The sequence below is a fragment of the Weissella ceti genome (assembly GCF_018394055.1).
Classification (GTDB): Bacteria; Bacillota; Bacilli; order Lactobacillales; family Lactobacillaceae; genus Weissella; species Weissella ceti.
The window spans coordinates 208,376-226,149 of the sequence record NZ_CP074441.1; the positions used below are offsets into that span (position 1 = coordinate 208,376).

Consider the following 17,774-nt stretch of genomic DNA (forward strand, 5'->3'; position numbering starts at 1 on the left):
CAAATGAGTTTTCAAAAAAAATAACAACTGAAAGTGAAATCATATCCCATGAGTGTGAAATATGTTACAATGAGACACGTAAGGGTAATAACCTATTAAACTTTCTATATCGTAAGGAGAAGAAGAATGTCTGCAATTACTGATATTTACGCACGCGAAGTCCTTGACTCACGTGGAAACCCAACTGTTGAAGTTGAAGTGTACACTGAAGAAGGTGGATTCGGTCGTGGAATCGTTCCATCAGGTGCCTCAACTGGTGAACACGAAGCTGTTGAACTACGTGATGGTGATAAGGCTCGTTACAATGGTAAGGGTACTTTGAAGGCCGTTGAAAACGTAAACACAACTATCGCTAAGAAGTTGATTGGTATGGATGTTACTGATCAAGTTTTGTTGGACCAAACAATGATCGCATTGGATGGAACACCAACTAAGTCAAAGTTGGGAGCCAACGCTATCTTGGGTGTATCAATCGCCGCTGCACGTGCTGCTGCTGACGAATTGGGAACACCTTTGTACAACTACTTGGGTGGTTTCAACGCTAAGGTTATGCCAACACCAATGATGAACGTTATCAACGGTGGTGCGCACGCATCTAACTCAGTTGACTTCCAAGAATTCATGATCATGCCTGTTGGTGCAAAGTCAGTTACTGAAGCTGTTCGTATGGGTTCAGAAACTTTCCACGCCCTACAATCATTGTTGAAGGAAGCTGGACACTCAACTGCTGTTGGTGACGAAGGTGGATTCGCTCCTGACTTCGGATCAAACGCAGAACCTTTCGACTTCTTGTTGAAGGCTATCGAAAAGGCTGGTTACACTCCTGGTAAGGATATCGCCATCGCCGCTGACATCGCCTCATCAGAATTCTTTGATGCAGAACGTGAAATTTACGTCTTGGAAGGTGAACCTTCAAAGAAGGAATACACTACTGACGAATTCATCGACTACCTAGAAGCATTGGTAGACAAGTACCCAATCGTTTCAATCGAAGATCCTTTGGATGAAAACCAATGGGATGCTTGGGTTAAGTTGACTGATCGTTTGGGAAAGCGCGTTCAATTGGTTGGTGACGACTTCTTCGTTACTAACACTGAATACCTAAAGAAGGGTATCGACATGGGAGCCGCTAACTCAATCTTGATCAAGGTTAACCAAATCGGAACTTTGACTGAAACTTTGGAAGCCATCGAAATGGCTAAGGAAGCTGGTTACACAGCCATCGTTTCACACCGTTCTGGTGAAACTGAAGACACAACTATCTCTGACTTGGTTGTTGCTACAAACGCAGGACAAATCAAGACAGGATCATTGTCACGTACAGACCGTATCGCTAAGTACAACCAATTGATGCGTATCGAAGACTTGTTGGGTGATAAGGTTGCTAAGTACAACGGTATTAACAGCTTTTACAACATCGACAACGATGCTCGTTCAGCCGTAACTGGTTGGGAAGCTTAATCTACGTCTAAAAGAAACAACTCACATTTTGTGGGTTGTTTTTTTGTTATCTGAAATTTTTGGGGCCCTGATTTGAGTTATACATGTCATTATGCTATGATAATCAAGTATAAATTCAATCGAAAAAAGGGGAGGCACCTGATATGTACGATACGTTATTGACGGCAATGTTGATTGTCGGATTCTTAATTATTGTTGCGGTGCTAATGCAACCATCTAAGCAACAAGACGCCCTATCTGCATTGTCAGGTGGTGGTGGTGATCTATTCGCAACTCAAAAAGCTCGAGGATTCCAAGCTGTTATGCAACGCATTACAGCGATCCTTGGCGGAATTTGGTTCGTGCTAGGTCTTGCATTAGTCTACCTATCTTCACATTAACAAATGAAGGGCCCCTCGTTGTTGTTTGGCGAGGGGTCCTTTCCGTACTCAGGTGATTGATTGATCACAGTCGGTATAAAACAAAAAGAAAAGAGAATAGCAATGACAGAAGACAATCTACAAAACCAACTATATGGTTTTCTAAAAGCCAATTCTAGTCAAGCTTTCCCAGCCCAAACACTAGTTGATGGGCTACGTTTAGACGAGACCAATGCTTTCACAAAAGTTGTGCAAGCACTTGCGGCCTTGGAACGTGTTGAAAAGATCAAAGTCACAGACGATGGTGATTTCCAATACAATGAACAAAAGGAAGGCGTGATTAGTAACTTCCGTGCAAATGACCGTGGATTCGGATTTGCACATTATGATGATAATGAACCAGATATCTTTATCAACCCAGACAACACGTTGTTCGCCCTACAAGGGGATGAAGTCCGTGTAAAGTTCCTATCTAAGGGAGACGGAGATCGTGGTCCTGAAGGACAAGTTGTTGAAATCGTGAACCATGGACGTAGCCAAGTTGTTGGAACGTACAAGGCCGGCAGCGAATATACAAACTTTGTGGGATCAATTAAGATCACTGATAAGAAGACTGCCTCATACCAATTCTTGGTTAAAGAAGGTGGTGTAGAAGCGAATGACGGTGAAGTCGTTGTCGCAACTATTGATGAATATCCTAACCAAGATACGCCTAAGCGTATGACTGGAACAATCTTGAAGTCTATTGGACATCAAGATGATCCAGGGGTTGATATCTTAGAAGTTGTTTACAACCACGAATTACCACACATTTTCCCTGAAGATGCGATGAAGGAAGCTGAAGAAGTTCCAGATGTTGTCTTGGATAGCGAACGCGAAGGCCGTGAAGACGTGACGGACCAAACTTTGGTTACAATTGACTCAATCGAATCAAAGGACTTGGACGACGCCGTTGTTGTTGAACGACTAGACAATGGAAACTTCCACCTAGGAGTTCACATTGCTGACGTTTCACACTACATTCAAGAAAAGACAGCATTGGATGCGGAAGCCTACAACCGTGGGACATCAGTTTACTTGACTGACCGTGTTATTCCAATGTTGCCACGTAAGATTTCTAACGGAATCGCTTCATTGAACCCTGGTGTTGACCGTTTGGCAATGTCATGTGAGATGGAATTCACACCAACTGGAGAATTGGTTAACCACCGTATTCACCAATCAGTGATGCGTTCCCACGCTCGTATGACTTACAAGGCCGTTAACGCGATTCTTGAAGGAGATGAAGAAACACGTGAAGAATACGCAGAACTAGTCCCTATGTTTGAAGCAATGAACATGTTGCACAATGCATTGGCTGCTAAGCGTAAGGAACGTGGAGCCATTGAATTCGATGCACCTGAAGCAAAGATTATTGTGGACGAAACTGGAAAGCCAACTGATATTGAACTACGTGAACGTGGAACATCAGAACGTATGATTGAATCATTCATGTTGGCGGCTAATGAAACAGTTGCGATGCACTATGACTTGGCCAACGTACCATTCATGTATCGTATTCACCAACAACCTGATAAGGAACGTGTTGCTAAGTTCTTCGAATTTGCCAAGGCGTTGGGATGCCCAGTTAAGGCGAACCCTGAAAAGGTTAAGCCAAGTGACTTCCAACAAATCCACAAGTACTTCTTGGGTCGCCCAGAAGAACAAATGGTTTCAATGATGATGCTGCGTGCTATGCAACAAGCTAAGTACTCAGATGATCCAGTTGGTCACTTTGGTATCGGTGCGGACTACTACACACACTTCACATCACCAATTCGTCGTTACCCTGACTTGATTGTGCACCGCTTGATTAAGTGGTACGAACAAAATGGTATGGGTGAAGAAGCGCAAGCAAAGTACCGTGGTAAGTTGGCTGAAATTGCATCAGAAACTTCAATGAAGGAACGTCGTTCTGTTGATACTGAACGTGATGTTGATGCGATGAAGAAGACTGAATTCATGGAAGATAAGGTTAACCAAGAATTTGATGCCGTTGTTAACGGCGTTATGAAGTTTGGAATGTTCGTTTCACTGCCTAACACAGTTGAAGGATTGATCCACACGTCTAACCTAACTGATGATTTCTACCACTTCGATGAATCACACCAAGCATTGATTGGGCGTCGTTTCCACCACATCTACCAAGTTGGACAACCTGTTAAGGTTCGTTTGGTACGTGTTGACAAGGAACAAAGCGCGCTTGATTTTGTTTTGGTAGACCCTAAGGATGCACCATTGACAGACATCAAGGTTCCTGAACCTCGTAAGCCATTCAATAAGAACGGTAAGAAACCTTTCAATGGACCTAAGGGTGGCAACTTCAACAAGAAGCCAAATGGTAAGCCAATGGATCATAAGGAAGCTCACGCAAAGCGTACAAACACTAAGCACAAGTAAAGTGGAGGTTTGAGATGGCCAAAAAGCAAAAAGTAACACAAGATGCCTTAGCAACAAATAAGAAAGCTCGCCATGACTATGCGATTGGTGAGACGTTTGAAGCGGGGATGGCGCTAACTGGTACAGAAATCAAGTCTGTACGAGCTGGTCGTGTAACAATCGCAGATGGCTTTGTTCAAATTCGCCATGGTGAAGCCTGGTTGGATAATGTGCATATTAGTCCATTCGAACAAGGAAACCAATTCAATCACGAACCGGTTCATCCGCGCCGACTATTACTGCATAAAAAGGAAATCCGCGCCTTAGCCGCGGCAACCGATCAACAAGGTAAAACAATTGTGCCGCTTAAAATTTATTTGAAGCGTGGTTTTGCCAAAGTACTTATTGGTGTTGCAACTGGTAAGCACAATTATGACAAGCGCCACGACTTAAAGAAACGTGATCAAGAACGCGATATTCAACGCGCACTACGTGACCGTTAAACCGAATTTAATTCAAATTAAGACACCCTTAGGGGTGTCTTTTTTAATTTAATTTTAATCTATTGTTAAGTTTTCTCACATATTCAGTCCACAAAAAGTAAGTTACATGCTAATATTTTATAAACTTAAAATTATGGAGGGTGTATGGATGAGAAAATGGCGCTTGGGTGTTTTGACCGCAGTGTTTGTGATGTTAGGTATGATGGGGGTCGTACCTAATGCTAATGCGGCAGATAAGCCACATTACACAGTCGCAACGGATACAACGTATGCACCGTTTGAATTTCAAGCGGATGATGGGAAGTATCGTGGAATTGACATGGATATGCTGGAAGCAATTTCTAAGTCAGAAGGATTTACATACGATTTGAAGCCAATGAGCTTCAATGCTGGAGTACAGGCTGTCCAAGCGAAGCAAATTGATGGGCTGCTAGCAGGAACGGCTATTACGGATGAACGTAAGAAGGTATTTGATTTTGGAACGCCTTATTACCGTACAGGCGTGGTTGCTGCGGTGAGTACCAAGACAGATAATATTAAGAGCTTGGATGATCTAAAGGGCAAGAACGTTGCGGCTAAAACCGGAACAGCTGCGACTGTATACGCCGAAGAAATGGCAAAGAAACATGGCTTCCGATTGACATACTTTAATGATTCAAACACGATGTTTAACGACGTGATGGTTGGTAATTCAGTGGCTACTTTTGAAGACCAACCAGTCATTGCTTACGCAATTAAGCAAGGGTTGAACATGAAGATTATTACTGAACCAGCTAAGGCAGGTTGGTATGGATTTAGTGTTAAGAAGGGTGAAAATAAAGAATTTTTGGCATCTTTCAACGCTGGATACAAGAAGTTAGTTGATAGTGGTGAATTCGATAAAATCGTTGAATACTACCTAGGAGACACTGGGTATTCATATCAAGGTGCTTCAGCTTCACCGAAAGAAACGACTATTTTTACATTGATTGCGGATAACAAGAATGCATTATTGAACGGTCTTTGGAAGACATTGCAATTAACATTTATTGGATTTATTTTGGCCGCTATCTGGGGTATCTTACTAGGTGTCATGGGCGTTTCAAAGAATAAGATTATTCGTGGTATTTCTTCAACGATTGTCTACATTTTCCGTGGACTACCGATGCTAGTGTTGGCATTCTTTATCTACATTGGGGTACCAAGTTTGATTGGTACAAAGGTACCAGCCTTTACAGCCGGAATTATTACATTACTACTTAACGAAGGAGCGTATATTGCATCCTTCGTTAAGGGAAGTTTCTTGGCCGTTGATAAGGGACAACTAGAAGCTGCACGTTCATTAGGATTGCCATATCGTAAGGCAATGGCTAAGGTCGTTATGCCACAAGGATTACGTGCAATGATGCCAAGTTTTGTTAACCAATTCATTATCACATTGAAGGACACATCATTGTTGTCAGCAATCGGTATTATTGAATTAACACAAAGTGGAACATTAATTATCGCGCGTAATTTACAAGGGTTCCGTGTTTGGGTCATTATCGCAATGATTTACTTAATCGTGATTACACTATTAACGTGGCTTTCAATCTGGGTAGAAAAGAGGACTAAATAATGACAGCAATTGTTGAAGTTAAAGATGTACACAAGAGTTATGGCAAAAACGACGTGTTAAAGGGGATTAGCTTAGACGTTAATGAGGGAGAAGTTGTCGTTATGATTGGTCCTTCTGGATCTGGAAAGTCAACTTTCTTGCGCATGCTAAACCGCTTGGAAGAAATTGATGCCGGAGTCATCAAGATTGATGGTCAAGATATCTATGCCAAGGAAAATAACATTGATGCAACTCGCGAAAAGATTGGAATGGTTTTCCAACACTTTAATCTATTCCCGCATTTGACTGTGTTAGAAAACATTATCTTAGCGCCTACTGAATTAGGTCGCATGGACAAGGAAACAGCTAGCGAAGAAGCGATGCGTTTATTAGCGCAAGTTGGTTTAGCAGATAAAGCAGACGCAAAGCCAGCAACGCTATCAGGTGGGCAAAAGCAACGTGTTGCGATTGCACGAGCATTAGCAATGAAGCCTGAAATTCTGTTGTTTGACGAACCTACTTCAGCGCTTGACCCAGAAATGGTTGGGGATGTATTAGGTGTTATGAAGCAATTAGCTGAAGATGGCATGACCATGGTTGTGGTAACCCATGAAATGGGGTTTGCTAAACAAGTTGCTGACAAGGTTGTCTTCTTTGCAGATGGTATTATTCGTGAAGCAGGGACACCAGAAGACGTATTTAACAACCCACAAGATGCACGTACACAAGAATTCTTGAATAAGGTTTTGAACGTGTAATTTACGAACTGAAAATAAGAGGTTATCACCTAAGTGATAGCCTTTTTGTTTGGTCTAAAATCGGGTACAATGACCAAGACAAGAAACGATGAGGTGCAAGATGACAACAAAAAATATGCAAGAATGGCAACACGCGTTGCAACAATATTTACCAGAAAATTATTGGCAAGAAGCTGAAAAATTCCTAGACAACGTATACAGTGAAGGTACGATTTATCCAGCACGTGAAAATGTATACGCAGCCTTAGAAACAACGGCATTGTCAGATGTACGCGTGGTTATTCTGGGGCAAGATCCTTATATTAATCCAAACCAAGCACAAGGTTTAAGCTTTTCAGTGCCAAGTGAGACAACATTGCCACCATCATTACGTAATATCTTTAAAGAAGTGGCGACTGACTTGGAAATTGACGAACCGACCGATGGTGACTTACATCGTTGGGCAAAACAAGGAGTACTGTTATTAAATGCAGTCTTAACTGTCCCTGCCGGAAAGTCAAATGCACATGCAAAACTAATTTGGGAAAAATTGACAGATGCGATTATTCGAGTTGTTGCAGAACAAGCACAACCAACCGTGTTTATTTTGTGGGGGGCATTCGCGCAAAAGAAGGAAAAGTTGATTAAGGGTGAAGGTAATCTGATTTTGAAGGCGCCACACCCAAGCCCATTATCTTCATATCGTGGATTCTTTGGTTCTCGTCCATTTAGTCAAACAAATACTTATCTCCTTGAAAAAAATGAAAAAACAATTGACTGGTCGTAACACTGGTTTAAATCTTTAAATCATGTGATAATAAACACATAGTCAAAAAGGTTGAAGATAATTTGGGAGGAACATCATGGATTTATTTGAACAACTATCAAACGAAGTTAAAGGACAAGGCGTTCGCCTAGTTTTCCCTGAAGGGGATGATGCACGTATCCAAGAAGCTGCCGTTCGTTTAGCAGAAGAAGCATTGGTTGAACCGGTGCTGTTGGGAAACCGCGCGGTTATTGAAGAAACAGCCGAACAAACAGGGCGTGACTTGCAATTGGTGACAATCATTGACCCAGCGAATTACGATCCAAAGTTGAGCCAAGAAATGGTTGCTGCATTGGTAGAACGTCGTAAGGGGAAGGTTGATGAAGCTAAGGCAGCACAACTTTTGCTAGACGTGAATTACTTTGGAACTATGTTAGTTTACATGAACGAAGTAGATGGAATGGTTTCAGGTGCTGCTCATTCAACTGGTGACACAGTTCGTCCAGCCCTACAAATTATCAAGATGGCCCCAGGTTCATCACGTATCTCAGGTGCGTTTGTGATGCAAAAGGGAGACGAACGTTACGTATTTGCTGACTGTGCGATTAACTTGGATCCTGATGCACAAACACTGTCAGAAGTGGCATTGCAATCTGCACAAACAGCGAAGATTTTTGGTATTGAACCCAAGGTTGCTATGTTGAGTTACTCAACAAAGGGGTCTGCTGGTGGTGAAGGTGTTGAAAAGGTTGTTGAAGCAACTAAGATGGCCCAAGAAGCTGCACCTGATGATGTGCAAATTGATGGAGAACTACAATTTGATGCTGCGTTTGTTCCTGAAGTTGCTGCATCAAAGGCGAAGGATTCAGAAGTTGCAGGAAACGCAAAGGTCTTTGTATTCCCTAACTTAGAAGCTGGAAACATTTCATACAAGGCTGTGCAACGTTTGGGTGGATTTGAAGCAATTGGACCTATTCTACAAGGATTGGCTAAGCCAGTTTCTGATTTGTCTCGTGGAGCAAATGTAGAAGATGTATATAAGGTTTCAATTATTACTGCGGCACAAGTTTTGCAAGCTAAATAGTTTATTATTGGATATAAAAAAGCACCCATCGAAGACCGTCGATGGGTGCTTTTTTTACGATATACATGTCAGATTAATTGCTATAAAGTTCTGCTTGTTGCTTTTTGAATTTAGTCTGGTGTATGAAGTATATTTAGTTGTTTTTTTAAAGTTAGAGTACTTATGAATATTGAATTTATCTTGTTTAGAAACTGTCGAAAAGGGTGAAAAATGGTATAATCAGAATTATGAGAATGAAAATGAATTCAGTAGAAGAAACACAAAAAGTAGCAGCAACATTAGCATCAATCATCCAACCGGGCGATACACTATTATTGAACGGTGACTTGGGTGCAGGAAAAACAACATTTACACAAGGATTTGCTCGTGCGCTAGGTATGAAGCGACCATTGAAAAGCCCAACGTTCACCTTAGTACGTGAATATCAAACACCTAAATTCCAATTGAATCATCTTGATGTTTATCGTTTAGGTGAAGAAGGTGGGGCAGAAGATCTAGGTTTGAGTGAATACTTTAATCCTAATAGTGTCACTATCGTTGAGTGGTCAGAATTTATTGCTGAAGATTTACCACAAGATTTCTTGCAAATTGATCTAACCCGAATTGAACATGACATTGCGGATACGCAACGTCAAATTACCATTCAAGCGCAAGGAGCAATGAGTAATCAACGCCTACAAGAACTGGAGAATTTATTAGATGGAACTATTTATTAGACCTGTTGAGCCAGAAGACTCACAAAATCTATTGATTCTATTGGCGCAATTAACTAAAGAATCAACAACTTTTATGGTGATGCAAGATTTGTCTGTTGTATCAGTAATGGGCGAAGCAGATAGTATTGCGTACATGCAATCAACAACTAATAATGTGATATTAGTTGTTGCTGATGAAAATAATAACTTGTATGGATTAGCTTCTGCAGTTGCAGGGATCAGTGGCGATCATGCGGAAATTGGTGTAGCTGTCCTAGAACAATATCAAGGTAATGGACTAGCGCAAGCGTTGATTGAAGAATTATTAGCGTGGGCACACGATTATAGCTCGGTTACTGCGTTGGAATTGACCGTGCAATTGCATAACAAAGCTGCCGTACACATTTACGAAAAATACGGATTTACATGGGTTGAAGGGACTGAAAAAACCATTCAAAATACGAACGGCGAAGATGTCGAAACGAAAGATATGGTGCTTTCAGTATAAGGTGAAACTATGAATTTTATTGCAATGGACTTTGAAACGGCTAGTGCACAACGCCATAGTGCCGTTTCGTTGGGAATCGCGGTTGTGCGTGATGATAAAGTTGTCGATCAATTTTACACATTATTAAAGCCTGATACAGCATTTGATGCACGTAATACACAAATTCATGGTATTACAGCAGCAGATGTTGCAGATGCACCAACGTTTCCACAAGTTTGGCCAATGATTCAACCATTTTTCACACCTAACCAACTTGTCGTGGCGCATAATGCTCCTTTTGACAATAGTGTCTTACGAGCCAGTTTAGAGTATTATCGTTTGCCGATGGCCCATTACTTGTCAATTGATACAGTAAGGACTTCGCGGAAACTATATCCTAATCTGCCAAATCACAAATTAAATACGATGGCCGAAGCGCTGGCCATTGATTTACATCAGCATCATAATGCACTAGATGATACCGTTGCTGCTGCTAAAATCTTAGTTAAGCAAGCACAAACGTTTGGTGTAGATGCGGTGAAGCCATTTGTTAAAAACATTTAATTAGGAGCAGATTATGCAAATTGAAGATTTAAAAGTAGCGTTTCCAACGCTAAATATAGAAACGCATGTTGATCTATCCGCCTATACAAATACACGCGTTGGTGGAGTAGCTGACGGTATCTTTTGGCCGGCATCAAAAGAAGAATTAATTGCCGTTGTAAAATATGCATCAGAGCATGATTTGCCTGTATTGGTATTGGGAAATGCGTCAAATTTGATTATTACTGACGAGGGCGTTCGTGGGCTAGTTATTTTCTTAACTCATCTAACGGATATCACAGTGACTGATACAACCATCACTGCTGCTGCAGGTGCGGCAATCATTGCCGTCAGTGAACAAGCGCAACGTGAAGGATTAACAGGATTAGAATGGGCAGCTGGTATTCCGGGATCTGTTGGAGGGGCTGTGTACATGAATGCTGGCGCTTATGGCGGACAAGTTGACGGATGCCTAGCAACCGCTGATATCTTACATCCTAATGGAGAAATCGAAACATTGACGAGCGACCAACTTGAATTTGGGTACCGTCACAGTGTGGTTCAAGGAACAGGTGATGTCATTCTTTCCGCTACGTTTGAACTGGTACCTGGTGACCATGCTAAGATTCGCGAAACGATGGAAGATTTCAATGAACGTCGTGCAAGTAAACAACCACTAGAATATCCATCTTGTGGCTCAGTCTTTAAGCGTCCTGAAGGGCATTTTGCTGGGAAGTTGATTATGGATGCCGGACTACAAGGTTTTACAATTGGTGGGGCACAAGTATCACGTAAACATGCTGGTTTCATTGTTAACTTTAATGATGCAACGAGCGCAGACTACGTGGGCGTTATCCATCATGTTCAAAAAGTTGTTTTTGAACAAACCGGGATCAGCTTGGAAACAGAAGTTCGTATCTTAGGTGAGTAGTTAATTAAGCTAAATAACGACAAATGAAAAGGAGTAGGGGATGCAAGGATTCTTAGATTATGTCAATAATATTAGTATCGTCCAAATAATTGATGTACTGATTGTTTGGTGGTTATTATTCCGTTTATTTATGTTGATTCGCGGAACAAAGGCTGTCATGTTACTTCGTGGAGTTGGGATCGTCGTAATCGTGAAGTTAGTTAGTTGGTATGTGGGATTGAGTACTATTTCGTGGCTAACTGATCAAGTTATTAATTGGGGTGTGATTGCGTTGGTGGTTGTTTTCCAGCCAGAAATTCGCCGTGGACTTGAACACTTGGGACGTCGTCCATTCATTAAGCAAAAGCAAGAAGTGATGCAGGCACAACACTTGATTGATTCACTGGATGATGCCATTCAATATATGTCAAAGCGTCATATTGGAGCGCTGATGTCTATTCAAATGGAAACAGGACTAGAAGAGTATGTTGAAACAGGAATTGAAATGGATGCTGAAATTTCTAGCCAATTGTTGATTCAAACGTTTATCCCTAACACGCCATTACATGATGGAGCCGTGATTATCCGTGATATGCGTCTTGCCGCTGCGGCAGCATACCTACCATTGTCTGATAGTGCTTTGATTCCAAAAGAATTAGGAACACGTCACCGCGCTTCTGTTGGGATTTCTGAAGTAACAGATGCTCTAACAATTGTTATTTCTGAAGAAACAGGGGCTGTATCAATTACACGTAATGCAGAATTAATGCAAAATTTGCAACGTGATGAATACTTGAAATATTTAGAACGCCAATTGTTGCCTAAACAAGACGGACCGGAAAAGCCATGGCACATCTTTCTATCTGCGATGAAACTCCGAAAGGAGGATAAGTAAATGCGTCCGAATTTTGAAAAAACATTATATTTAATGGTATGCTTATTGTTAGCAATCTTACTTGCGGTTTATGTGGGTGGGCAACGTGGTTCAAATATTACACGTGAAGCACCAAGCGATGGTAAGATTGGTGACTTTAGAGGATTAGTTACAACCAAAACAGCGGTTGTCACAGTACCTCTTCAGTTAAACGGATTAGATGCAGATAAGTACTATGTTGCTGGTGCGCCAGAGACAGTCAAAATTGAGATTGAAGGAGCCTCTGCATTAGTTACTACAGCGCAGAATACCAAAAACTTCCAAGTATATGCTGATTTAACCGATTTAGACACTGGCGAGCATCGTGTCACGCTAAAAGAATCAGGTTTGAATAATGGATTAACGTTCAAGATTAACCCGGAATTCCTGGACCTAACAATTACTAAGCGTGCAACAGCAACACATGATGTCCAAGTAACCTATAACGAATCAGCAATTGCGGAAGGTTATCATACTGGTAAGGTATCCACGTCTGTTGATAAGGTGGAAATTTCTGGTCGTGCAGATGCTGTCTGGGCAGTTAATCGTGTGATTGCCAATGTGCAATTGAAGCGTGATACAAATAAGACAGTGAATCAATCTGTAGTACTACAAGCAGTTGACGCTAATGGTACACCAATTAACGTTGCGATTTCTCCACAAATTGCGAAGGTAGAAATTCCTATCGAAGCAGGTGAGGGAAATCGAGATATTCCGGTGAAATTTGTTGGTGAAAATGGGGATCTATCTAAATTTGAAATAACTGGTAGTTTAAATGAAGTTCGAGTATCTGGGCTAGTTTCTGAATTAGATCTATTAAAGTCAATTGAAGTACCGATTGATTTAAAAAATGTGACTGAAGAAACAACAACGGAAGTTGAAATACCAACCCCTAAGGGAACGACAATTAAAAATAATAGGCTACAAGTTACAATTAAACCAAAAGGATAGTTATTAAAAAGGAGAGAGATATGGTTGAATTACATTACTTTGGGACTGATGGAGTCCGTGGGATTGCAAATAAGGAACTAACACCAGAACTGGCATTTCGTTTGGGACGTATGGGTGGAGCTGTGTTGACTCGTCACGCTGAAGGGCGTCAACCAAAGGTTTTGGTTGGGCGTGATACACGTATTTCTGGTGAAATGTTAGAATCTGCATTGGTAGCAGGACTATTGTCTGTTGGGATTGAAATTTTGAAATTAGGAGTTATTCCAACTCCGGGTGTTTCATACCTAGTACCAACACAAGAAGCAGATGCAGGGGTACAAATCACCGCATCACACAATCCTGCGCAAGATAACGGAATTAAGTTCTTTGGAAATGATGGATTCAAGCTTTCTGATGAATTGGAAGCAGAAATTGAAGCGCTTTTGGATGCACCAGTTGATGAATTACCTCGTCCAGCTGCTGAAGGATTGGGAACTGTATCATTATTCCCAGAAGGTGCCGGAAAGTACTTGTCATACCTACAAACTACAACACCAGATGATCTTTCAGGCATGAAGATTGCTATTGATGCTGCGAATGGTGCAACTTCATTCTCAGTGGCAAAGTTGTTTGCTGACTTGGATGCTGACTTTGTAACAATGGCAACAAACCCAGATGGGTTGAACATTAATGAAGGTGTTGGATCAACACACCCTGAAACAATTGCAGCATTTACTGTTGAAAACAATGCACAAGTTGGATTGGCCTTTGACGGAGACGGAGACCGTTTGATTGCAGTTGACGAAAAGGGTGGTGTTATTAACGGTGATAAGATTATGTTCATCGTAGGTAAGTACCTATCTGAACACGGACGTTTGCGTCAAGACACAATTGTAACAACTGTTATGTCTAACATCGGCATGTACAAGGCGATGGATGCCAACAACATTTCATCTGTTAAGACAGCTGTTGGTGATCGTTACGTTGTTGAAGAAATGGTCAAGAGTGGTTACAACGTTGGTGGTGAACAATCAGGACACATCGTATTCTTGGATTGGGCATCAACTGGTGACGGAATGCTAACTGCGCTACAATTGTTGCAAGTTATGAAGGACACTGGTAAGCCATTGTCAGAATTAGCTGCTGAAATGACTGAATATCCACAAGAATTAATCAACGTACAAGTAACTGACAAGAAGGCGGCTTTGGATAACCAAGCAATTCAAGCAATTATTGCTGATGTTGAAGAACGCATGGCTGGAGACGGGCGTGTCTTGGTTCGTCCTTCAGGAACACAAGACTTGCTACGTGTCATGGTTGAAGCACCAACTGATGAATTAGCTAACGAATACGTACATGCAATTGTTGACGTTGTTAACGCTGAAGTCGGTGTAAACTAAAAGGAAAAAAGAAGGAAGATAAACCAATGGACGCAGAAAATTATCAAACGTTTGATATTATTGAAGAAATCACACGTAACGATGGTTCAACATATAAGGAAATTGGGAATCTTTTACACAATGGACAAGCAGAATATGCAGCAGAACAAGGGATGATTAAATCAGTCCGAATTCTAAAGATTAATATTCCGCATTCTACAAGTGTTGAAAAGTATGAACGCTATGTGAATGAAAATTTTGATATTCCCGCGCAAGTAGCCATTCCTGAATATCAAGAGTGGACTAAGACAGATGAAATCTCTGAATTAGTGGATCAAATTATTTCTGATAATAACGTTAGTTAATAGTAGTAAAACACCGGTAAAGTTTTTACCGGTGTTTTTTTATTTGTTCTATCAATGAAGAGTAAATAGTGCATATGAAATTTTTTGTGCATAATATAAGTTTAAATATATCCATTTAGAATGTAATGACATGTAATAGTACTCAATTTAGCGTTATAAGTTGAAAAAATAAGACGAAGTTAGTTGTTAAATAGGACGTGACTCAATATAAGTACTAAATATCTTTTAGTAAAACGTTTAACAGGTTTATTTGTTTTACAAAAATGTTTACTAAGTAAAATGGCTGTGCTACAATATTTTTAACAACGAAACACCTTTTAAGATTGAATCCAGAGAGATTCGCAAGGGTGGCTTCAGCAAATGGGAAACAAGAACGCTATGTACTCTTTTTCCACACAGTATTTGTCGAAAGCCCTGCGGATCACATTGATTCGTAGGGCTTTTTCTATACCAGGAGGCAGGCATGCAAAACTTTGTGAACTTAAATGACTTAACAACTCAAGAAATCCGCGACATGATTGATCTAACACTAGCTTATAAGGCAGGTAAGGAACCGAAACAAGAACGACGTTTGGTTGCAAATCTATTCTTTGAAAATTCAACGCGTACACAAACGAGTTTCCAAGTTGCGCAACTTAACTTGGGCTGGGAACAAGTACATATCAATCCATCAACGAGTTCAACGCAAAAAGGTGAGAGTTTGATGGACACGCTAAAGACTCTAGGTGCGGTCGGGGTAGATACAGTTGTTATTCGTCACAGCATGAACGACTGGTACCAACCATTGATTGAAGAACAATCAGACTTGATGCCACACCTAGTTAACGCAGGAGACGGAAACGGCCAACACCCATCACAAAGTTTGCTAGATCTTGTGACAATCTACGAAGAATATGGTCGCTTTGAAGGATTGAACATTCGTATCGTTGGAGATTTGGCACATTCACGTGTTGCGCGCTCAAACGCTGAAATCTTGACGCGCTTGGGAGCAACAGTCAGCTTCAGTGGACCAGAAGAATGGTACCCAGCTGACTTTGACCAATTTGGCGCATACGCACCACTGGATGAAGGGCTAGCAGAACAAGACGTTGTGATGTTCCTGCGTGTTCAACACGAACGACTAGCGGATATGGAAAATGTAGATTTCTCAGCAGTAAACTACCACCGCAATCACGGGTTGAATCAAGCACGTTACGATCAACTAAAGGCCGATGCGATTATCATGCATCCAGCGCCAGTTAATCGCGACGTTGAAATCGCGGATGAATTGGTTGAAGCCGAGAAGTCACGAATCTTTAAGCAAATGACAAACGGTGTATACGCACGCATGGCCATCTTGAGCTCATTGGGGGATGCATAATGACAAGTTTACTAATTAAGAATGCCCAACTAATTGTGGCAAACAACGATTTAACGCAAAACGATGTTTTGGTTCGTGATGGACGTATCGCTGAAATTGCACCAAAGTTGACAGTTAAGGCAGACAAGGTATTGGATGCAAAGGGAGCCTTGCTGACACCAGGTCTAATTGACATTCACGTTCACTTCCGCGAACCAGGGTTTGAATATAAAGAAACAATTGCTACTGGATCATACGCCGCTGCTCGTGGGGGATTTACAACAGTCGCAGCAATGCCGAACTTGAACCCAGTGCCAAGCACGGTAGAAGCATTTGAACAAGTTCAAAACTTGAACAAGAAAAACGGCGTTGTGAACATTGAACAATATGCGGCCATCTCAGCTGGTCTAACGGCGGATGAAGTTGGTGAAATGGAAGGATTGGCAAAAGCCGGCGCTGTCGCATTCACAAATGACGGTAAGGGTGTTCAAACAGCTGCAACAATGCGAGATGCCATGAAGTTAGCGGCAGCAGCAGACTTACCACTAGTTGCGCATCTAGAAGATGAGTCATTGATGAACGGTGGCGTGATGAACTTGGGAGAACGATCTGAAGAATTGGGACTACCAGGAATTGATCCATTGGCTGAGTCATCACAACTAGCGCGAGATCTAGTATTGGCAAAGGCAACAGGCGTGCACTACCACGTTGCCCACCTGTCAACCGCAGATTCAGTTGAGTTGGTGCGTATCGCTAAGCAACAAGGGGTGAAGGTATCCGCTGAAGTATCACCACATCATCTACTACTAGATGAAACAGATATTGATGGTGACAATGCATTATTCAAGATGAACCCACCGCTACGTACCATGCATGATCGCTCAGGTGTGATTGCTGGATTGCTAGACGGCACAATCGATATGATTGCGACTGACCATGCACCACATTCAGTTGAAGAAAAAGAACGCAGCTTTATCGGCGCAGCATTTGGGATTACAGGAATTGAAACAAGTTTCCAACTAATCTACACACACTTCGTTCGCTCAGGTATCGCAACGTTAGCTGATGTGATGAAGTGGATGGTAAGTGGGCCAGCAAAGCAATTTAATTTAGATGCACCAACAAAAATTGCAGTTGGTGAACGTGCAAACTTAGCATTGTTCGATCTAGATACAGCACACACCATCACAGCAGATGAATTTGTATCAAAGGGTGTTAACACACCATTTATCGGGGAAGAAATTTACGGACAAACAACAACAACCATCGTAAACGGTGAAGTTGTCTATCAAGCAAATTAAGGGGAAAA

18 protein-coding genes are annotated in these 17,774 nt (G+C 41.5%); all 18 read left to right on the forward strand.

The window, feature by feature from the left end; translation table 11 throughout:
- Positions 1 to 126: 126 nt before the first annotated feature.
- The 18 genes from eno to KHQ31_RS01125 all read left to right on the forward strand — a co-directional run bounded on the left by eno (position 127) and on the right by KHQ31_RS01125 (position 17,766).
- On the forward strand, positions 127 to 1,461 hold the full coding sequence (gene eno, locus KHQ31_RS01040) for a phosphopyruvate hydratase (RefSeq protein ID WP_213409174.1): 1,335 nt from the start codon (positions 127 to 129) through the stop codon (positions 1,459 to 1,461).
- 143 nt (positions 1,462 to 1,604) lie between these two features.
- Positions 1,605 to 1,841 carry a preprotein translocase subunit SecG gene (secG, locus tag KHQ31_RS01045; RefSeq protein WP_213409175.1) on the forward strand — a complete coding sequence of 79 codons (237 nt, stop codon included), beginning with the start codon at positions 1,605 to 1,607 and terminating at the stop codon, positions 1,839 to 1,841.
- A gap of 102 nt (positions 1,842 to 1,943) precedes the next feature.
- Positions 1,944 to 4,259 carry a ribonuclease R gene (rnr, locus tag KHQ31_RS01050; RefSeq protein ID WP_213409176.1) on the forward strand — a complete coding sequence of 772 codons (2,316 nt, stop codon included), beginning with the start codon at positions 1,944 to 1,946 and terminating at the stop codon, positions 4,257 to 4,259.
- 14 nt (positions 4,260 to 4,273) lie between these two features.
- On the forward strand, positions 4,274 to 4,741 hold the full coding sequence (smpB, locus tag KHQ31_RS01055; protein WP_213409177.1) for an SsrA-binding protein SmpB: 468 nt from the start codon (positions 4,274 to 4,276) through the stop codon (positions 4,739 to 4,741).
- A 148-nt stretch (positions 4,742 to 4,889) separates the two neighbouring features.
- Positions 4,890 to 6,338: an ABC transporter substrate-binding protein/permease gene (locus KHQ31_RS01060; RefSeq protein ID WP_213409178.1), complete on the forward strand. Its 1,449-nt coding sequence runs from the start codon at positions 4,890 to 4,892 to the stop codon at positions 6,336 to 6,338.
- The gene (locus KHQ31_RS01065) at positions 6,338 to 7,075 is read left to right on the forward strand and encodes an amino acid ABC transporter ATP-binding protein (protein WP_319606732.1); all 738 of its coding nucleotides are present in this window, start codon (positions 6,338 to 6,340) and stop codon (positions 7,073 to 7,075) included. The genes KHQ31_RS01060 and KHQ31_RS01065 overlap by 1 nt, the downstream gene beginning before the upstream one ends.
- Positions 7,076 to 7,175: 100 nt before the next feature.
- Positions 7,176 to 7,841, forward strand: coding sequence for a uracil-DNA glycosylase (locus KHQ31_RS01070; RefSeq protein WP_213409179.1), 666 nt, complete (start codon positions 7,176 to 7,178; stop codon positions 7,839 to 7,841).
- Between the two features lie 76 nt (positions 7,842 to 7,917).
- Positions 7,918 to 8,904, forward strand: a complete 987-nt coding sequence (gene pta / locus KHQ31_RS01075; RefSeq protein ID WP_213409180.1) for a phosphate acetyltransferase — start codon at positions 7,918 to 7,920, stop codon at positions 8,902 to 8,904.
- Between the two features lie 239 nt (positions 8,905 to 9,143).
- Positions 9,144 to 9,620 (forward strand): tRNA (adenosine(37)-N6)-threonylcarbamoyltransferase complex ATPase subunit type 1 TsaE, encoded by a 477-nt coding sequence (tsaE, locus tag KHQ31_RS01080; RefSeq protein WP_213409181.1) that lies wholly within the window; start codon positions 9,144 to 9,146, stop codon positions 9,618 to 9,620.
- Entirely contained in the window at positions 9,604 to 10,107 is a 504-nt protein-coding gene (locus KHQ31_RS01085; RefSeq protein WP_213409182.1) for a GNAT family N-acetyltransferase, read from the forward strand. The genes tsaE and KHQ31_RS01085 overlap by 17 nt, the downstream gene beginning before the upstream one ends.
- Positions 10,108 to 10,116: 9 nt before the next feature.
- Positions 10,117 to 10,650: a 3'-5' exonuclease gene (locus KHQ31_RS01090; RefSeq protein ID WP_213409183.1), complete on the forward strand. Its 534-nt coding sequence runs from the start codon at positions 10,117 to 10,119 to the stop codon at positions 10,648 to 10,650.
- A gap of 13 nt (positions 10,651 to 10,663) precedes the next feature.
- A complete protein-coding gene (gene murB / locus KHQ31_RS01095; RefSeq protein WP_213409184.1) occupies positions 10,664 to 11,560 on the forward strand; it encodes a UDP-N-acetylmuramate dehydrogenase in 897 nt (298 codons plus the stop codon).
- A gap of 40 nt (positions 11,561 to 11,600) precedes the next feature.
- Positions 11,601 to 12,434: a diadenylate cyclase CdaA gene (gene cdaA, locus KHQ31_RS01100; RefSeq protein ID WP_213409185.1), complete on the forward strand. Its 834-nt coding sequence runs from the start codon at positions 11,601 to 11,603 to the stop codon at positions 12,432 to 12,434.
- Entirely contained in the window at positions 12,435 to 13,403 is a 969-nt protein-coding gene (locus tag KHQ31_RS01105) for a CdaR family protein (protein WP_213409186.1), read from the forward strand.
- A 20-nt stretch (positions 13,404 to 13,423) separates the two neighbouring features.
- Positions 13,424 to 14,782, forward strand: coding sequence for a phosphoglucosamine mutase (glmM, locus tag KHQ31_RS01110; RefSeq protein WP_213409187.1), 1,359 nt, complete (start codon positions 13,424 to 13,426; stop codon positions 14,780 to 14,782).
- A gap of 26 nt (positions 14,783 to 14,808) precedes the next feature.
- On the forward strand, positions 14,809 to 15,126 hold the full coding sequence (locus KHQ31_RS01115; protein WP_213409188.1) for a hypothetical protein: 318 nt from the start codon (positions 14,809 to 14,811) through the stop codon (positions 15,124 to 15,126).
- A 463-nt stretch (positions 15,127 to 15,589) separates the two neighbouring features.
- Complete coding sequence (locus KHQ31_RS01120) at positions 15,590 to 16,486, forward strand: aspartate carbamoyltransferase catalytic subunit (protein ID WP_213409189.1); 897 nt, start codon at positions 15,590 to 15,592, stop codon at positions 16,484 to 16,486.
- Entirely contained in the window at positions 16,486 to 17,766 is a 1,281-nt protein-coding gene (locus KHQ31_RS01125) for a dihydroorotase (RefSeq protein ID WP_213409190.1), read from the forward strand. The genes KHQ31_RS01120 and KHQ31_RS01125 overlap by 1 nt, the downstream gene beginning before the upstream one ends.
- The last annotated feature ends 8 nt before the right edge of the window (positions 17,767 to 17,774 follow it).